Below are 16663 nucleotides of genomic sequence, written 5' to 3' on the forward strand. Positions count from 1 at the left end.
GCACGACCGAAAATCGCCGACGCGCGCCTTCGCCTCTTGGCGGCGGAATCCTCGATCAGCTAGACTCGGCCTACACCGCAAACGAAGCGTCCCGATCAGCCGAAAGCGTAGAGTCCGTGCCGATCCGACCCGAAATGCTCGGCTTCTATCCGATCGACTGGCCGCAGCTTTCGGCCTCGATCCGCTTCCGCCGTGCTGGAGGGCGCTGCGAGAAGTGCGGGCGCCCGCATATGCAGCGCGTGTGCCAGCTCGCCGACGGGCGCTGGTACGATGCCGAGGCGCATCGCTGGCGCGATGACAGGGGGCGCAGCGTTCGCACGAACCTTCTCCCGCCCTTCGAGATCCCGCCGGAGCTCGGATTGCGCGTCGTCTACGTCGTTCTAGCCTGCGCCCATATCAGCGACGACCTGTCCGATTGCTCGCCCGCCAACCTGAAGAGTTGGTGCGGGCGATGCCACCTTGCCCACGACCGCCCCATCCATCGCCGCCAGCGCTGGCTCACCTGGCGCGCGACGAAAGCCATCGGCGACCTGTTCACGGGCCGCTACACCGTTCCCCCACGAGGAGACCAGAATGCTTCAGGCTGAATACGAAAAGCTGCCCTGCTACGAGATCCCCGCCGCCGTCGACGCAGCGAGCGAGTGGATCGAGACCGGCCTTGGCCAGGTCGCCGTCTACCGGTTCGACGAGGGCCACATCAACGTTTGGTGGCGCGACCACGGCCCGCTGCACGAGCGCATGATGAAGCTCACCGAGGGCCGCGCGGAATGGAACCGCGGCGGCCATGCTTGGCATGTGGCGGCCGTGGACGCCGACGCCATCGTCGAGGGCGTGCGCGCCATCTGAACGCCTCGACCGGCCAGCCTATCGCTTGGCCGGTCTCCACCCTGCGGCTTCCGCCTCGGCGGCCGAGCAGAACCAGCGCTCGCCTTTCGACGTGTCGATCCGGGTCCGCCCGTAGTTCTCCTGGCCGGGAGAGTGATAGATGCGGTTCTCGCCGCTGACGTTGCCCTTGATCGGGCAATCCGCCGGCTGCCCGCTTGCCACCTGTTCGCTGCGCAAACGCTCGCCGTCGCGCCATTGAGCTGGCTCGATGAAGGACCCGGCCCATAGACCGGCCTTCGCCGCCTTGGCTTCGGCTTCCTCGCGATCGTAGCGCCCGTCGCTGTAGCGACGGAACACGATCGACCAGCCGGCTTTGACCATCTCGGCATTCAGGACGACGTTGCCCGGTGTCCGGCATTCGGCCACCAGGCGGCCGTAGCGATCGCGCTCGATGCCGAGGCACACGACGCGCCCCGATCGGCCGATCAGTGACGCCAGATAGTTCGCGGCATCCGGGCCGCAGAGGTAGCGGCGACCCGAGGCGTCATCGCAGGTTTGGCCGCTTTCCGGGGCGTCGATCCCGTAGAGGCGAATCCTTTCCCCTGCGCTTTCGATCGCCAGTGTGTCACCGTCGACTACGGTTGCGATGCCCTCGACCCGCTCCGCCGCTATGGCGGGAATGCTCGCGCTCAACGCAAACACGGCGATAGCAACAGCAACTGAGTGTTTCATTCCTTCGAGCCCTTTGCAGCGACTTGCTTGGCGAGTTTGCCAAGCAGCTCAACTGTCTCCGGCTCAAGAAGATCCAGATTGAAATTCTCCGAGCTGTCCTTCAAGTCATATTCGGGAATGACTTGTCCGGTAGCCGGATCTTCCAATCCGGCAAAAAACGCAGTCTCAGGAACGCGCAACAAGATTGATAGCTGTTGCAGCGCCCATACCGATAGACGGGTTTCACCAGTCTCGTATTTTTGGACTTGCTGCCAGCTTATGTCCAGGGGCTTCGCCAGAGCCTCCATCTTCAAGCGACGAGCAATGCGTATAGATCGAACGTTGCCGCCAATTTTAACATCGACTTCAGTCGCAGTACCGGCATTGCGTTGTGACATGGCGGCCTACCAAATACAGCGCGGCTATCTAACACCTGCGCGTGAACCCCAAGGGACCGAAACGGATCGTTTAAGCTTTTCGGCCCCGTCAATTAGACTCGCGAGCACCCGTTAGACAAGTGCCAGCTTTCGCGAGTGTCAGAAGCTCGTGACGGTTGTGAGAGATTTGCTTTGCCGTTAACGTCAGAACCTTACATCGTCAGGATGGCAAACGACCGTTGTTATTTGTTGTCATTTAGAAAAACATCTTAGCCGCAGCGACGTTACCCGGAATATCTCCTGGCAATGTCGCAAAGAGTCGAATAATACGACGAAGTTTCATTGACGCCTGCAACGGGAAGTACCAAGTGTTTTATACAACGTGTATCATACGTTGAATTTTGCAATTGCCAGGGGGGGCGGCTTGATTGCTCTCCATCGATGAGAACGATCTAATCTAAGTCTCGTTTACGATCGACCGCAATCGAGGTTTGCGGGTTTGGGATCAAGCGCACATCGGAGACTAGAGTTCGAGTGAGATCGAGCCCGATTGACGGGCTAATTTGAAGAGAGAGGCCATCGCCTCTGCGGTCCGTCGAAGGATTCCCGACATGGACCGCACCTCGATCTACGAGACCGTCACCAACAAGATCATCAGCGACCTCGAAAGCGGCATCCTGCCCTGGACCCAGCCTTGGCAGTCGGGTGTCGGCAAGCCCGGCTTCTCCTTCCCGGCCAATGCTACCACAGGCGCGAACTACACCGGCATCAACGTCCTCCTCCTTTGGATGCACGGTGCCGAGATGAGGTTTCCGACCCAGCGCTGGCTGACCTTCAAACAGGCAGAGGCCGCAGGGGGCTATGTGCGCCGTGGCGAGACGGGCACGAAGATCGCCCGCGCCGGCACCTTCACGCCCAAGGGCGAGAAGCAGCGCGCGGCCGAGGAAGGCCGCAGCGAGGCCGCAATCCCGTTCCTGAAGGCATTCACCGTCTTCAACGTCGCGCAGTGCGAGGGGCTGGACGAGGAGATCACCGGCATCGACCGCCCCGAGATCGATGACACGCGCGACCTACCGCGCGTCGAGGCTGCCGATGAGACGATCGCCGCATGCGGCATCCGCTTCATTACCCATCCCGACAAAGCGTTCTACCGGATTACCGATGACGTCATCGCTATGCCGCTGATGGCCGCCTTCAACGATCCCATCAACTGGTATCGGACCGCTTTTCATGAAATTTCCCACGGAAGTGGGGCAAAGCACCGACTGAACCGGAAGTTCGAGCGGTTTGGCACGCAAGCCTATGCCCGCGAGGAGCTGGTGGCCGAATGCTCGGCCGCCTTCCTGTGCGCAGCCCACAACATCATTCCGACCGTGCGCCATGCCGACTACATCGGCAACTGGCTCGAGGTCCTGAAAAGCGACAACAAGGCGATCTTCCAGGCGGCGTCGCTTGCCACGAAGGCCGCCGATTGGGTGCTCGACCAGAAGGCCAAGCCGTCGCAGCTCTTGGCCGCATGAGTCCTGTCTGTCCATAGTCCTTTCCGGCACCGATCGGTGCCGGGGAACGGAGGAATCCATGAGCAGGCCCCCGCGCGACATCGAGTCCTTGTTCGGACCTCAGAACCTTCCCGCCATTGATGCGATGATTGAGGATGCGCTGAAGGACCCAGCGATGAGCCACTGGCTTCGCCATGCGTTGCAAGGAGCCTTGAAGCGAGATCCCGAGGATGCGGTCTACGATGCCAAAGTCCTCCTCGAGCTTCTCGAAATCCGTCGGAATGCCGTGATCCTCAGCTATGACGGCACGGTCGTCGACACCCAAGACCCGGACGAGGGTCGCTAGAGCGAGAGGCAGGGGAGCCCGTTTGACGGGCTTCCAGAGGAGAGCGAGGCTTTCCAGCCCGTCGGGAGTGACCCCGATGCTTGGATTGGCCGAACGCTACGCTGAAACCTACTCGATCGAGGGTGGTGCGCTTCAGGGGCAGTGGACGAGCTTCACGTTTCAGCTCGCCGACGCGCTGAACGCTGTGACGGGTCAGACTTGGACCCCGGATCATCCGACCGAGGCGCACTCGGCCAGCAACTACGCGAGCTATAGCCTGGTGCGCGAAGACGGCTTCCGCCTGCGCATTTCGCGCCACGGAAAGCAGGGCGTGGCATCCATGGAGGCGCCCCGCAAGCGCGCCCATGTGGTCCACGGGCGAGGTGCGCCGATGCCGATCACCAAGCGCCGCTTGCCGCATGTGTTCGACCCGTTCGGATCGGTTGCCGGCATAGCAGCCGAAATCCAGGCCCATGTCATTCAGCCGAACGAGGCCGACTTCGCGCTCCTGCGCACGGCCGAGGACCGGCGCAGCGAGACCGCCGATCGCCTCGCCAGGGCGAGCGCGGCGCTCGCCGAGATCACCGGCCCCAGCGTATCCGATCCTCGCGATGAGGACGGACGCTCACACCTTCTGCAGGACGGCAGCGTCTTCGGCCGCATCCGCTTGAGCCGGGGAGGATCTTGCTCGCTGGAGATCAACGGCGTCGACCATGAGACGGCGATTGCGATCGCGGCGCTCGTGAAGTCTCGCCAGGCTGCCGCGGCTTGAGCCGCGCAGCTTGCTTCATTCGATTTCTAGGGGATCGGCGTCGATGTCGAGTACCCTTTGGTTGCCTTAAGCGAATTTCTTCGCGAGCTTCTCAATCAGGCTCGCCGTTTCGGCGTCCAAAAGGGCCATATCGAGTTTCAAAAAGAGCTCTTTTGAGCCGTACACGGGAATGGGCTCGTTCGTTACAGGGTCGTCAAGACCTGCAAAGAATGCAGTCGCAGGAACCCGCAGTAAATTGGCAATTCGTTTCAGCGCGTGTGCCGATACTCTTGTGTGACCAAGTTCGTAAAGCTGACATTGCTGCGCGGTCTTACCGAGCAAATTCGCCATGTCCTGCGTCGCAAGGTGCCGATCTTTCCGTATGGATCGAATGTTGCGGCCAATTACGACATCGATTTCGCCTGCTGGGAAGGCGTTCTTTTTAGGCATGGTGGACGTCCAATAACGCATCATCAAAGCCCCTGCGACCGAACCCAAGAGACTGCGCCAGACCAATACAGGGTCTCGTGCTCAACGACCAGGGTCGGGAGTACGCATTTGACGCGTGCTCGTTGCGGGCCGACGGCCTCGATCGCGGACGCTCGCGGCGGGACCATGGCACTCATGAAAGTCCGCCAAACTGCCGCGGCTTGCGGCCGCGCAGCTCGCTTCCTTTCCACACCGATAAGGATCAAAGGCCATGGCGCCCAAGACCTATTTCTCGCTTCTCACGCGAGATCTGAGCCATCCGATCTCGAACCAGTGGGTTCCGGACTTCGGCGACTACGATCGTAAGGTCGTGCAAGCCGAACTCGACGACTACCGCCAACAGGGATGGTCTGCGGCCGAGCTACGGATCATCGAGACCGCTCCTGGTCAAAAAGACATCGACGCGGCCGTCGCGGCGCTGAACGAGGCCGAGAGCGCCAAGGTCGCCCGCTCATGACGCGCCCTGCGACCGTCGCTTGGCGGCTGCCCTTGTTCGACCGAGCCGTTCCGCCTCGGCCGAGCCCGCAGCGACCCGCCCGTCTTGTGATCCTCGCCTGTTCGGGCACCAAGCGCCCGGGCGAGGGAAAGATGCCGGCGATCGACCGCTACAACGGCCCGCTCTGGCAAACCCTGCGAACCGCCGATCCCGGCGGCTCGCTTGCCCAGGTGGCGTTCCTGTCGGCGCATTATGGCTTTCGCGCTGCATCCACGCCGATCGCCGACTACGATGCGCGGCTCACGCGCGAGCTGGCCGACGCTATGATCGCTGGCGGAATGACGACGCGATGGCCGCGCCCTCGGCTGCCGTCGATGCCGGACAATTCTGGCGATCATCCTGGTGTCGAGATCGCCGGGCTCCACCATGCCGCTCGTACGCCGCTGCGCGACATCGCGCTGGTCGGGGGCGCCCTTTACCTCGAGGTGATGCGCGCCTTCCTTGCAGGCTTTCGCGAGATGGGCTGCATCGCCCCGGATGCGACCGTCACCGAGATCAACGGCCCGATCGGCTTCATGCGCCGAGACCTTCGGTGCTGGCTTGAGGGCCACGCCTCAACCGATCTAGCGGATGAACGGATGGCTGGACAGCTTTGCGATCCCGCTGCTTTCTAGCGGGATCAGTCTTTGCCTTTCCCTTCCCGGCCTTTGATCTGCTCCGCAAGCAGGCCGATCAGGCTCATATACACCGGATCAAGCTCGTCCAATCGGAAGAAGAACAAGTCCTCCTCAATCTCGACGCTCGGAATGGGCTGCTTCGTCGCGGGGTCGTCGAGGGTCGCGAAGAACGCTGACACCGGGACATGCAGCAAGTCCGACAGGACGCAGAGCTTCGTAAAGGTAATCCGCGCTCTGGCTTTCTCGTACATCTGTAAATGTACGTAGCTTACTCCTAGCGCCTCACCCACTTGCGCCAGTGATAAGCCGCGCGCATGCCGGATCGCGCGGATATTTTCGCCGATACAAACGTCGATTGGTCCCGCTCGCTGGGTCTGCATGCTTTATTCCTCAGCCAGCTCGCCACGAGTGAGGGCCGTCCGAGCGCCGCGAAACCCATCGCACGCGCTAAGCGCCGCGCAGAGCTAGTCCCGATTTCGCGCGTAGTGCAAGCCTACATGCCCGTTTGAGGTGTGCCCGGCGTGCAATTCCAGGTGCGTCAAAACGGTCAATGTCGACCGTCCCGCTGCCCTTCCACCACCATCAACCGCTCACCGATAGGAGATCACCATGCGGTTCAACCGTTGGCGCCGTGTCGAAGGCTATGTCGAAACCTCGCGCAAACGCGCCGCTTTCGAGCGGTCGCAGCGCCTGAAGCGCGAGAAGCTCCCGCTGTTCGCCGAGCTGATCCGCGAAACCCAGCACGACGTCGACACCGAGATGGCCCGTCGGCATAAGAGCTGGCCCATTGCCCAACAGCAGGGGAGGGACGCCCGTGCCGCCAAATGGCGTGAGGCACGTCGCCGGCTTTGGAGCCATGGGCACAACATGCGCCAGCTCCTTCGCGCCCTTTGGCGCGAGTGCCCTTATCCAGCGGACCCGACCTATCTCCTCGATCTGTTTCACCAGATAGACGTAGGTCGCGTGGACCCAGAGCGGCCGCCCTGGCGATTCCACCGCGAGATCACGCCGCGGATCACGCCGAACCCTATCACGTTCGACGAGGCCTTCCGTCAGATCGGGCACACGAAGGTCGGGGGAGGACCGAAAACCATCGGCGCCGATCGGCGCACCTTCTGCGGCAACCTGGGGTCCGGCCTTCTCTTCCTCGAGTCCACCGTCCGCCTCGTGGAGCCGAACGAGAGCTTCTACACCTCGTCCAACCATCGCCTTCGCGATAGCCACGTCGGCCGTAGCGGCCATTGGATCGACATCGAGGTGTTCGGGAAGGCGAGCGACGAGGATCTTTGCGTCATCCAGCGCCTGGCTCAGATGGTCGACACGCGGCCCGTGAGCGTCCGCCTGTCCGGCAATTGGGCTCGCAGCTCGTTCAACGACATGGAGCCCGGCTGCGCGGCGTGAGCGGGGCACTCGCTACCAGCTTGCGCCGAAATATCCAATCTCGCATATTCGCATATACGCTTAGGGATATGCCCATGGCCCTTTACATCAAAGACCCCGACGTCGACGCGCTTGCCGATGAGCTGAAGCGGTTGACCAACGCCCCGACCAAAGCCGAGGCCGTGCGCGTCGCGCTCCGGCGGAGCGTCGATCTCGCGCGCCAGCGGCTTCCGATGGAGGACCGCCTGGCGAAGGCGTTCGCCATCGTTGACCCCGACGGGCCGTTCGGCCCCGGCGATCACAAGACAACCACGGACGAGCTGTGGGGGGAAGACTGATGCTGTTCATCGACGCATCCGTCATCGTCGCCATCCTCCTACGCGAGGACGACGCCGAAGCCCTCTACGATCGCCTGATCGACAACGGCGGCCCCTACCGCGTGTCCCCTATCGTGCGGATCGAGGCATCGCTTTCCATCGCCCGCGCTATGGCTGCCAACCAGAAGCCAAGCGCCCCTGCGACCCGACAGACGATCGAGCGGGCGCAAATGGCCGTCGATGCGTTCATAGAGGCGATCGGTGCCACCGACGTCTCGATCACAAGCTCGATCGGCACTAAGGCGATCGAGTCTGCTGGCCGCTTCGGCAAGATCGTGGGGCATCCGGCCAGGCTCAATATGGGCGACTGCCTCGCCTACGCTTGCGCGAAGGGCTACCGCGCCGGTCTCGCCTTCAAAGGCGATGACTTCCCGCATACCGATCTCGGATGGGATGGGATCACAAGCTCACACCCCCGCCCGAAAGGAGCGCATTGATGAAGCCGGATTACAGCCAGTACGACGATCAATCTCTCGATGCTGCCATCAAGGCGTGGGGCGTCGCATGCGAGGCCAGCCGCGACCGCAGTCACATCGATGTCGCTGATCGCATCCGCAATGAACTTCTTGGCGAGCGCATCCGTCGATCCGGCCCGAGCGACGGGGCGATCCGGCCCCGTCCGAACATGCCTGTATAGTGCCGCGGCCAATCGCGTCCAAAGCAGTCTGATTGGTGAGATACCGCAGGTCGCGAAATGCCAATCAGGCTGACCAAAACTACACCGTGTGTTTGTTTCGCTGACATCCTTGTGGCAAATAGGGGGCTCCCCGCGCACAGAGGACCTGATGGCCGACAACCTCGATAACATCGACGCACGCCTGGAACAGACCGCCGAGATCGTCGCCGCCTACTTCTCCAACAACCATGTGCGGCAGGAGGAAGTCCCCCAGGTGATCGCGGCCGTCTACGCCGCGGTGTCCGGGCTGGCCCAGCCCGCAGCGATCGCCGCTCCTGAGCCGGAGCCGCTCCAGCCCGCCGTGCCGATCAAGAAGTCGGTGACGCCGGACTACATCGTGTGCCTGGAGGACGGGAAGCAGTTCAAGTCGCTGAAGCGGCATCTGGCGACCCACTACGACATGACGCCCGACCAGTACCGGGCAAAGTGGGGTTTGCCGAAGGACTATCCGATGGTCGCCGCGAGCTACGCCGCGCGCCGCTCGGAGCTGGCCAAGACCATCGGCCTCGGCCGTAAGGCGAAGGCGCAGCCCGAAGAATGAAGCGAACCGTCAAGCCGTTCGTCGTGGAGCGCAAGCGCCGCGCTGCGGGCGCTGGCGACGGCCCGCCTTCGATCTGGTCGAAGGCGGACGGAGACGCGTTTCGCGATGTCGCGAAGGTCGCTCGCCCGGAGGACGCCCCTGCCAAGCCAGCGGCGCCTCGCCCTGTGGCTCATGCAACGGCCGAGCCGCGCATCCTCGCAGCGAAGGCCGCCAAGCCGGCGCCGGAGGCCCCGCCGCCCATCGCCGAGGAACCGCCGCGCACCAAACGTCAGAGAGCGCGTCGGATGAGGCCGGAAGGGGAGATCGGGGAGCAGACGGCCACGCCGATCGCCGATGCCGCTCCTGCGGGGGTGATAGAGGGGGAGGGCGCACCTCCGTCCCTGATGCTATCAACTGCGGCGCCTGAAAGCGTGCCGCCTTCGGTCGAGGACGGGCGGGTGCGCAGGCTGCGCGAGAAGCGCGCGGCGGCTCGCAAGCGGCTCCCGCTCCACGAACGCTGGAAGTGGGATCTTCCCAACTAGGCCCTGCCACCGGATCGAGCCCAATGCCAAAAGTGAAACGACGCAGACCTGATCCTGACAACCTGCGCGACCCGAAAGATGTGAAGCTCGGGGCGATCCTGCGTGAGCTGCGGACGAGCCGCGGCTGGACGCTGGAAGCGTTCAGCAAGCGCATGGGCGTCACGTATCAGCAGATCCAGAAATACGAGAGCGGGACGAACCGCGTCGCGGCCGCCACGCTCTATCGGATCGCCCAAGAGTTTGCGGTTCCGATCGACGCCTTCTTTCCCAAAGAGGTTCTTGGTCCCGACGCGGAGTTGGAGGGAAGCGAGAACACGCGAACCTCACAGGCTTTGGCCGCAATTCAGGACCAGCGCGTGCGCAACAGCATGAGCGTTCTGATTGCCGCCCTTGCCGCGCAAAAGTAGTCGATCGGCGAGAGCCTCGACCTGATGTGACGCTGGAGAACCGAACGGCTTGAGACTTCGTGCTGCCCCAATCGCTTGCGCATCTGAAAGGACCGGCGGTAGACTCCGGCACTAATCTAAGGTGTGCTGTCTATGTCCGAACTCGATCCGGTTGACCTCCATGTCGGCAGCGTTTTGCGCGACGTCCGCAAGCGGCGTGAGATGACGTTGGAGGGTTTGGGCTACAAGCTCGGGCTGACCTACCAGCAGATCCAGAAGTACGAGACGGGCAAGAACCGGATGAGCGCGGCCATGCTCTACCGAGCGGCCATCATCCTTGATGTCTCGCCCATCTGCTTCTTCCCACCGGCAGCGCAGGAAACGCCCGCTGACGCGGCTCTGCGAGCCCAGGACATCGAGGCCGCGCTGTCTATGGAGGGCATCGAGGACAAGCGCATCCGAGAGCGCCTTCGGGCGCTTGTCGGATCGCTCGTGAAGGCGCATGCGGCTTGATCGATACCAAGCCGATGTTCCATAAGAAATGTTATGGCATCAGTGGATTACGCATTGATTACAACGCTGTAGGTAGGTCTTCCCTCACCCGCTTAGATCGCTGATCCTATGCAGAGTGCTGGGACCGAGCACCGGCGATGGCGTCACAGCGCATCAACGAACGCTGAACCGTTCGTTTCCTCGGGGTCGAACGGATCCAAAGGGTGGAAAGCTTCCGGTCCGGTTTGGGGCGAGCGAAGTACTGAAGCTGCCGTTGGACGATTGCCGGACGATTACCGGACCGCCGTGATGGGTCTGTCACTTCCACGGGCCGATAACTCCCCCAACAGGAGCGAGACCGCACCTGCCAAGAAGATGCCTCCCGCGAGAACCGTCACCGTGCCGTCGTAGAAGGCACCGAGCCCGACTGCGAAGAGCGTCGCGACCAAGCTTGATCCCGATGCGATCAGGGAAGCGCCCAAGCCGGCGAGCTGTCCCAGCGAGCGCATCGCCATGGCGTTGAGGTTGCCGAACAGGACGCCGATCGCGAAGAACGCGGCGAAGCCGAACAGGAGAAGGAGTGCGAGCGGCGGTCGACCGTCATAGGCGATCGACGCAGCCAGCATGAACAAGCCGGCCAGCGTCAAGCCGAGGAAGCCACCCCGCGCCATGGCATCCATGCCGAAGCGTCCGACAAGGCGACCGTTCAGGTAGGAGGCGAGGCCGATCCCCGCGGCGAGCATGGCGAAGTAGATCGGAAACGTGTCGTGTACCCCGTAGGCGTCGGCGTAGAGGTCGGCGGCGATGCTGAGATAGAGGAGCTGCGCGCCGAACACGAAGCCGGTCGCCACGATCAGAAGCGCGACGCGCCGGTTGGCAAGGATGCGGGCGCCGTTGCGGAGAAGGATACGGGGGCGGAACGGGATGCGCCGTTCGGGTGGAAGCGTTTCGGGTTGCCGCAGAACGAGCCAAGCTCCCAGCCCGAGCGCCAGCATCAGGTAGAGTGCGAACATGCCCCGCCATCCCGCGAGTGCGATCACGCCCTGGCCAAGGGCGGGCGCGACCATCGGCACGAGAATGAAGAGCGAGAACAGGAAGGACATAACGCGGGCCATGGCCTCGCCCTCGAACTGATCCCGGATCATGGCGCGGGTCGCGATCTTTGGACCCGCCACGCCGATGCCTTGCAGGACGCGCCCGAGGATCACCCCTTCGAGCGAGGACGCCAACAGCGCGACAAGCGTCCCGATCGCGTAGACGCCGAGCCCGGCCACCAGCGCCCGCTTGCGCCCGACCGCATCTGAGATGGGTCCGAGGAACAGTTCGCCGAACACCATGCCGAAGATGAACAGGGTGACGACGTGTTGCGTGGACAGGGGCGGAGCTGCGCCAAGCTCCCCGGCAATATCGCGAAGGCCCGGTAGGAGCGCGTCGATGCTGACGGCGGTGAGCGCCGTCAGCGCGGCGTAGAGGACGATGCGCTCACGCGGGACGCTCGACGACATGCAACCATGATCCTTGGTTCGGATAGCTGGGCACCGTCTATCGCTCTGGCTCCGGATGGGAAAGTCGCGAAGAGAAGGTCTGCTTTCGGTTCGCGTCCATCCCGATGGGAATGTCTCAAAGGGGTCGGAAGCTGCCCTAAATCCGGCATCGGGCCAGCAGCGAGGCAAGCGAAGTCCGAGGCTGTCGCGCGTTCAGAGGACATTGCTGCAGGCGAGTGCGGCTACGTACTGTCGGGATCGCAGGCGGTCGCAGTCGCTTGAAGCTGGGCATGAGCAAGTCGCCTTCTGCGACCGACGTCAAGCCCAATAGACGCGTGGCGTGTATGTCTACGGAACTCATGGCGGATACATAAGGCGCTACCGCACAAAATCTCCGGTTGTGCTTCAGCAGCCGCAGGTAATACAGCCTGCAAGGCGTTCCATTCAATGTAATTCCGCCAGAACCATTTCAAGATTCCTTCAATCGAGTCGCCTACTGATCGGTCAACTTGCTCACGCTTTGAGCCGATCCGCAGGATAGCGAACGATTCCGATGACAATCAGCATCAAGACCCGCCTCGTGGCCTGTCTCGCCGGGCTCGGCATCGCCGTCTGCCTCAACGGCTTGATCGGCTTCGCATCGCTTCACGATGTCGAGGGGCGCCTCCAGTCGGTCGTGGAGAACCGCGTCGTGCCATTGCAGCAGCTCAAAGAGGCTGCCGATATGTACGCTGTGAACATCGTTGACGCGACCCACAAGACTCGATCCGGTGCATTCACCTGGGACGAGGCGTCGGCCAGTGTCGCGGCTGCCGAGACGTCCATCGCCCGCAACTGGCAAGCGTATCTTGCAACCGAACTGACGCCGCAGGCAGCCGTCCTGGCGGAACAAGCCAAGGCCGACATGCTTCAGGCAAACAAGGGCGTCACCAAGCTGAAGGGCATCCTCGCGAGCCGTGACGTCGCGGGCCTGGATACCTTCGTTTCGAAGGAGCTTTATCCCGTCATTGATCCGGTCTCGACCGCTATCGGAAAGCTCGTCGCCCTCCAGATTGATGTCGCTCGAAAGGACTACGCCATTGCCGCAGAGGATTACCGTTCCACGCTCGGCGTGATGGCGGCGATCGCCGCCTTCTCCCTGGCGATCTTTGCGTTTGCCGTTGCGACCACCATTCGCCAGGTGACGTCGCCGATGGGTCGTATGACGGAGATGATGCGTCGGCTCGCGGCGGGAGATCACACCGCTGAGGTTCCCGACCTGCGGCGCGAGGATGAGATCGGCGAGATGGCCAAGGCCGTTCAGGTGTTCAAGGAAGCTGCCATCGAGCAGCAGCGACTGGAGGCGGCAGAGGTCGAGGCACGCGAGGCGGCCATGGCCGTTCGGGAGCGCCAAGCTGAGATCGATCGCGCCCGAACGGAAGACCTCGGCGCCTTCGTCTCGTGCGTCGGGGAAAGTTTTGATCGTTTGTCTACGGGTGACCTGACCGTGCGAATGACCCAGCGCGTCGCGCCTGAGTTCGAACCCGTCCGGGCGCAGTTCAATGGTTCGATCGAAAAGCTCGAGCACACGATCGGCGCCGTGGTCGGGTCGATCGGCGCGATCCGAACCGGTCTGAACGAGATCAACGTCGCCTCCAGCGACCTTGCCCAGCGCACCGAGCAGCAGGCGGCAGGCCTCGAGGAGACGGTCGCAGCGCTTGGCGAGGTGACGCGCGCGGTCAACGAGACGGCGGAGAATGCCAATCAGGCTCGGACCAGCGCGCAGAAGGCACAGCACACGGCGCAGAACGGCGGCGAGATCGTCGGACGCGCGATCGAAGCCATGCAGACGATCGAGCAGTCGTCCGCCAAGATCGGCGACATCATCGGGGTGATCGACGAGATCGCCTTCCAGACGAACCTCCTCGCTCTCAACGCAGGCGTCGAAGCGGCCCGCGCCGGCGAGGCGGGACGCGGCTTTGCGGTGGTGGCGCAGGAGGTGCGCGGTCTCGCCCAGCGTTCGGCCGAAGCCGCCAAGGAGATCAAGACGCTGATCCAGGCGTCGAGCAAGCAGGTGGCCTCGGGTGCCGAACTCGTCAGTGCGTCCGGCAACAGCTTGTCGGACATCATCGTCGAGGTCGGGCAGGTCAGTCGCGTCGTCTCCGAGATCGCTCAGCGGGCCAAAGAGCAGGCGGTGAGCCTACGCGAGGTGTCGACGGCGGCGGACCAGATGGACAAGGTCACGCAGCAGAACGCGGCGATGGTGGAGCAGGCGACAGCGGCGGCGCAGACGCTGGCGAACGAGACGGACGAACTCGCGCGCCTCATCGCCGAGTTCAAGACGGCGGCCGCCGCCAACCACGCACGCCAGAGCGAGCGTGCGGTTCAGCGCACTGAGAGGAGCGCTCCGCGCACCGCCGCGCCGACGGCACGCACAGCTCGTCACGCCGTCCAGATGAAGCCTGTCGCCCACGGCAACGCGGCCCTGAAGACTCTGAAGGACGAGTGGGCGGAGTTCTGAGCCGGCAGAGGCGAGATCGGACCTGTTCGATCTCGGCTTCGTGCTCTCCACGTTCAACGAATGATGGGGAGGCCCGCCGCTCGATGCGGGCGAGCCCCACGGGCTGCCGCGCCTCGATCATCGTCATGACGAGCTTGCGGTCTCAGCGGACGGGCCGTCTTCCCTGATATGCAGCGTGATCAAAACGGGGCCAGGCGAGGATTGCTGCCGGCTGAGTTCGGCCTGCCGAATGGCGGTGCAAACCTACATCCGCTGGGCGCGGCTCAAGGTCTGGGAAGAGCGTCCGGCGCTGGCTCAAGGGCGCGGCGTCAGGTTCGGCATGGTGTTCCTAGACGGGACGAACATCCGAGCCCCTTGGAGGGCGGCACGCGCCAGTCTGAAGGAAGGCTGCAAGAGAGCGAGACGGCCGTGGATCGTGTGGCCAATCTCTCGGGGCAGCTATGGCACCAGGACCTGCGTGAGGGTCATCGGCCCAGGAAGACTGGTGCCAGCTTCCACGGCGTCCTCTGCCTCGCAGCCGCGCTCGCTTGGATCAGACGCCAACAGGGCCTCGATTGCGCCTCCCCAAGTTGGGCGCCGATTACTGTCTTTCGTCCACCAGACAATCAGAAGCTTGCCCGTTGAAGCAGCGGCGATGGGGACGACGTTCCTTCCAAAACGGACAAACGCCTTCGTGCTCACCTTCGAACCCATCGCTACCGAGCGCCGGTCTCGTCGGTCCGGTTCATCCCGTCCCAGTAGGCGACCAGTGACCCGCCGGCGACGATCGTCACCGCGAAGACGCCGACAAGAGCGATCAACGTCATTCTTTTGCTAAACATTACGGTCACCGGAAATTTGGATGGAAGGGACGTCTGCGGCGAGCGTTGCGGCCCATTGCCATGCCGGTGGCATATTGGAGCGACCTGCGCGACGACTTCGAGAGAGTGACAGCCTGCCGGGACTGGAGACCGACAGGCTGTCGAAGGCCCCCGCGATCAACGCAAGAGCGCTTTTCGCAAGGGCTCGGTTAGGCCGTGTCCTCATAACGGGGTTCACGAATTTGGTCTGATCTGATTCCATCTCCTGCCAAGGAGGTTGGCATGCGTCGCCATGAACTGACGGATCACGAATGGGCGGTGATCGAGCCGCTTTTGCCCAGGAACAGCCGCGGCGTGCCTCGGGTGGACGACCGGCGGGTGATCAACGGCATCCTCTGGCGGTTCCGGACCGGCTCGTCCTGGCGGGACGTGCCTGAGCGCTACGGCCCGCGCACCACGCTCTACAACCGCTTCACGCGCTGGCGTGCCGCCGGGGTCTGGGATCGGCTGCTGGAGGCCGTGAGCCAAGCCTATGATGGCGACATCGTCATGATCGACTCCTCCTGCGTCCGCGTCCACCAGCATGGGGCGTCAGGCAAAAAAGGGGGCCTGCCGATCCTTGCATGGGACGCTCCCGCGGCGGCCTGACGACCAAGATCCATGCTCTGGTGGATGCCGAAGGTCGGCCCGTGCGCCTCGAACTCACCGCCGGGCAAGCCGGCGACGCGCCCATGGCGGCCAAGCTGCTCGATGCCGTCGCGCCCGGTGCGACCGTGATCGCGGACAAAGCCTACGACACCGATGGCATCCGGGCTTTTGTGGCTGCGCGGGGTGCCTGGGCCAACATCCCGTCGCGCTCGACGCGAAAGGGGACCTTCGCCTTCAGCCGCTGGGTCTATCGCCAGCGCAACCTCGTCGAGCGCTTCTTCAACCGCCTCAAACAGATGCGCGGCCTGGCCACCCGCTATGACCGACGGCCCGACAACTTCCTTGCTGCCATCAAGCTCGCCGCCGTCCGCATCTGGATCAATGCGTAACGAGTCCGCTCCCTAGTTGAAGCGGAACGAAGCCTTCGCCCACACGGTATGGAAGTCGAGGTCGTCGTTCGACGAGGTCTCGAATGTCTGCTGTCCGATGGGCAGCAGCGGATTGGTGTAGGTTACGTCGAGGTTTGTCTCGCCGATATCGGTGTAAAGATACTCGAGGCCGACCGAGAAATTCTGCGTGACGAGGTAATCGACGCCGCCACCGACAGCATATCCAACGTCGTCGTTGTCGGATTTCACCGAGGTGGCAAAACCGCGCGTCGCGTTGAGGATGCCCGGCGAGACGAACTCGACATCGGTATCGGCGTAGGCCACGCCGCCCGTTGCGTAGATCGCAAGGCGCTCGGTCGGCAGGAAGCCGATCTTGGCA

The 16663-nt window shown here is 63.2% G+C and carries 22 protein-coding genes and 1 pseudogene; 17 read left to right on the forward strand and 6 right to left on the reverse strand.

Annotated features, from left to right (window positions below; translation table 11 throughout):
* Window positions 1–116 precede the first annotated feature (116 nt).
* A complete protein-coding gene (locus O5O54_RS19685; RefSeq protein ID WP_279483560.1) occupies window positions 117–587 on the forward strand; it encodes a hypothetical protein in 471 nt (156 codons plus the stop codon).
* Entirely contained in the window at window positions 574–846 is a 273-nt protein-coding gene (locus tag O5O54_RS19690) for a hypothetical protein (protein ID WP_279483561.1), read from the forward strand. Before O5O54_RS19685 ends, O5O54_RS19690 begins: the two co-directional genes overlap by 14 nt.
* A gap of 18 nt (window positions 847–864) precedes the next feature.
* On the opposite strand, the gene O5O54_RS19695 is transcribed toward O5O54_RS19690, so the two are convergent.
* Together O5O54_RS19695 and O5O54_RS19700 are read right to left on the reverse strand one after the other, a co-directional pair.
* Window positions 865–1557, reverse strand: a complete 693-nt coding sequence (locus O5O54_RS19695) for a thermonuclease family protein (protein WP_279483562.1) — start codon at window positions 1555–1557, stop codon at window positions 865–867.
* Entirely contained in the window at window positions 1554–1934 is a 381-nt protein-coding gene (locus tag O5O54_RS19700; RefSeq protein ID WP_279483563.1) for a helix-turn-helix transcriptional regulator, read from the reverse strand. Before O5O54_RS19700 ends, O5O54_RS19695 begins: the two co-directional genes overlap by 4 nt.
* Before the next feature lie 590 nt (window positions 1935–2524).
* Here O5O54_RS19700 and O5O54_RS19705 point away from each other — a divergent pair.
* From O5O54_RS19705 to O5O54_RS19715, 3 genes are read left to right on the forward strand one after another with little or no spacing between them, the layout of a single operon-like run.
* Window positions 2525–3433: an ArdC family protein gene (locus tag O5O54_RS19705; protein WP_279483564.1), complete on the forward strand. Its 909-nt coding sequence runs from the start codon at window positions 2525–2527 to the stop codon at window positions 3431–3433.
* Between the two features lie 58 nt (window positions 3434–3491).
* A complete protein-coding gene (locus O5O54_RS19710) occupies window positions 3492–3758 on the forward strand; it encodes a hypothetical protein (RefSeq protein ID WP_279483565.1) in 267 nt (88 codons plus the stop codon).
* Window positions 3759–3780: 22 nt separating this feature from the next.
* Window positions 3781–4509 (forward strand): hypothetical protein, encoded by a 729-nt coding sequence (locus O5O54_RS19715; RefSeq protein ID WP_279483566.1) that lies wholly within the window; start codon window positions 3781–3783, stop codon window positions 4507–4509.
* 66 nt (window positions 4510–4575) lie between these two features.
* Here O5O54_RS19715 and O5O54_RS19720 read toward each other — a convergent pair whose 3' ends face one another.
* Window positions 4576–4938 carry a helix-turn-helix transcriptional regulator gene (locus O5O54_RS19720; RefSeq protein WP_279483567.1) on the reverse strand — a complete coding sequence of 121 codons (363 nt, stop codon included), beginning with the start codon at window positions 4936–4938 and terminating at the stop codon, window positions 4576–4578.
* A gap of 250 nt (window positions 4939–5188) precedes the next feature.
* Here O5O54_RS19720 and O5O54_RS19725 point away from each other — a divergent pair, with 250 nt between their 5' ends.
* Together O5O54_RS19725 and O5O54_RS19730 are read left to right on the forward strand one after the other, a co-directional pair.
* Entirely contained in the window at window positions 5189–5434 is a 246-nt protein-coding gene (locus O5O54_RS19725; protein ID WP_279483568.1) for a hypothetical protein, read from the forward strand.
* Between the two features lie 131 nt (window positions 5435–5565).
* A complete protein-coding gene (locus tag O5O54_RS19730) occupies window positions 5566–6087 on the forward strand; it encodes a hypothetical protein (protein ID WP_279483569.1) in 522 nt (173 codons plus the stop codon).
* A gap of 5 nt (window positions 6088–6092) precedes the next feature.
* Here O5O54_RS19730 and O5O54_RS19735 read toward each other — a convergent pair whose 3' ends face one another.
* Complete coding sequence (locus O5O54_RS19735) at window positions 6093–6470, reverse strand: helix-turn-helix transcriptional regulator (RefSeq protein ID WP_279483570.1); 378 nt, start codon at window positions 6468–6470, stop codon at window positions 6093–6095.
* A 229-nt stretch (window positions 6471–6699) separates the two neighbouring features.
* On the opposite strand from O5O54_RS19735, the gene O5O54_RS19740 reads away from it, so the two are divergent.
* From O5O54_RS19740 to O5O54_RS19775, 8 genes are all read left to right on the forward strand, one after another.
* The gene (locus O5O54_RS19740) at window positions 6700–7491 is read left to right on the forward strand and encodes a hypothetical protein (RefSeq protein ID WP_279483571.1); all 792 of its coding nucleotides are present in this window, start codon (window positions 6700–6702) and stop codon (window positions 7489–7491) included.
* A gap of 74 nt (window positions 7492–7565) precedes the next feature.
* Window positions 7566–7808, forward strand: coding sequence for a type II toxin-antitoxin system VapB family antitoxin (locus O5O54_RS19745; RefSeq protein ID WP_279483572.1), 243 nt, complete (start codon window positions 7566–7568; stop codon window positions 7806–7808).
* Complete coding sequence (locus O5O54_RS19750) at window positions 7808–8284, forward strand: type II toxin-antitoxin system VapC family toxin (RefSeq protein ID WP_279483573.1); 477 nt, start codon at window positions 7808–7810, stop codon at window positions 8282–8284. Before O5O54_RS19745 ends, O5O54_RS19750 begins: the two co-directional genes overlap by 1 nt.
* Complete coding sequence (locus O5O54_RS19755; RefSeq protein WP_279483574.1) at window positions 8284–8484, forward strand: hypothetical protein; 201 nt, start codon at window positions 8284–8286, stop codon at window positions 8482–8484. Before O5O54_RS19750 ends, O5O54_RS19755 begins: the two co-directional genes overlap by 1 nt.
* Before the next feature lie 148 nt (window positions 8485–8632).
* Complete coding sequence (locus O5O54_RS19760; RefSeq protein ID WP_279483575.1) at window positions 8633–9064, forward strand: MucR family transcriptional regulator; 432 nt, start codon at window positions 8633–8635, stop codon at window positions 9062–9064.
* Complete coding sequence (locus O5O54_RS19765; protein ID WP_279483576.1) at window positions 9061–9585, forward strand: hypothetical protein; 525 nt, start codon at window positions 9061–9063, stop codon at window positions 9583–9585. Before O5O54_RS19760 ends, O5O54_RS19765 begins: the two co-directional genes overlap by 4 nt.
* Before the next feature lie 23 nt (window positions 9586–9608).
* Window positions 9609–9992: a helix-turn-helix transcriptional regulator gene (locus O5O54_RS19770; protein WP_279483577.1), complete on the forward strand. Its 384-nt coding sequence runs from the start codon at window positions 9609–9611 to the stop codon at window positions 9990–9992.
* A gap of 132 nt (window positions 9993–10124) precedes the next feature.
* A complete protein-coding gene (locus O5O54_RS19775) occupies window positions 10125–10484 on the forward strand; it encodes a helix-turn-helix transcriptional regulator (protein WP_279483578.1) in 360 nt (119 codons plus the stop codon).
* A 272-nt stretch (window positions 10485–10756) separates the two neighbouring features.
* Here the strand turns inward: O5O54_RS19775 and O5O54_RS19780 are convergent, their stop codons facing one another.
* A complete protein-coding gene (locus tag O5O54_RS19780) occupies window positions 10757–11968 on the reverse strand; it encodes a multidrug effflux MFS transporter (protein WP_279483579.1) in 1212 nt (403 codons plus the stop codon).
* Between the two features lie 532 nt (window positions 11969–12500).
* Here O5O54_RS19780 and O5O54_RS19785 point away from each other — a divergent pair.
* Both O5O54_RS19785 and O5O54_RS19790 read left to right on the forward strand, forming a co-directional pair.
* Window positions 12501–14447 (forward strand): methyl-accepting chemotaxis protein, encoded by a 1947-nt coding sequence (locus O5O54_RS19785; protein ID WP_279483580.1) that lies wholly within the window; start codon window positions 12501–12503, stop codon window positions 14445–14447.
* 1082 nt (window positions 14448–15529) lie between these two features.
* Window positions 15530–16284 (forward strand): annotated as a pseudogene (locus tag O5O54_RS19790) (IS5 family transposase).
* A gap of 12 nt (window positions 16285–16296) precedes the next feature.
* Here the strand turns inward: O5O54_RS19790 and O5O54_RS19795 are convergent.
* A partial coding sequence (locus O5O54_RS19795; protein WP_279483581.1) for an outer membrane protein occupies window positions 16297–16663 on the reverse strand: 367 nt, incomplete at its 5' end.

The sequence above is a fragment of the Aureimonas sp. SK2 genome, assembly GCF_029813115.1.
Classification (GTDB): Bacteria; Pseudomonadota; Alphaproteobacteria; order Rhizobiales; family Rhizobiaceae; genus Aureimonas.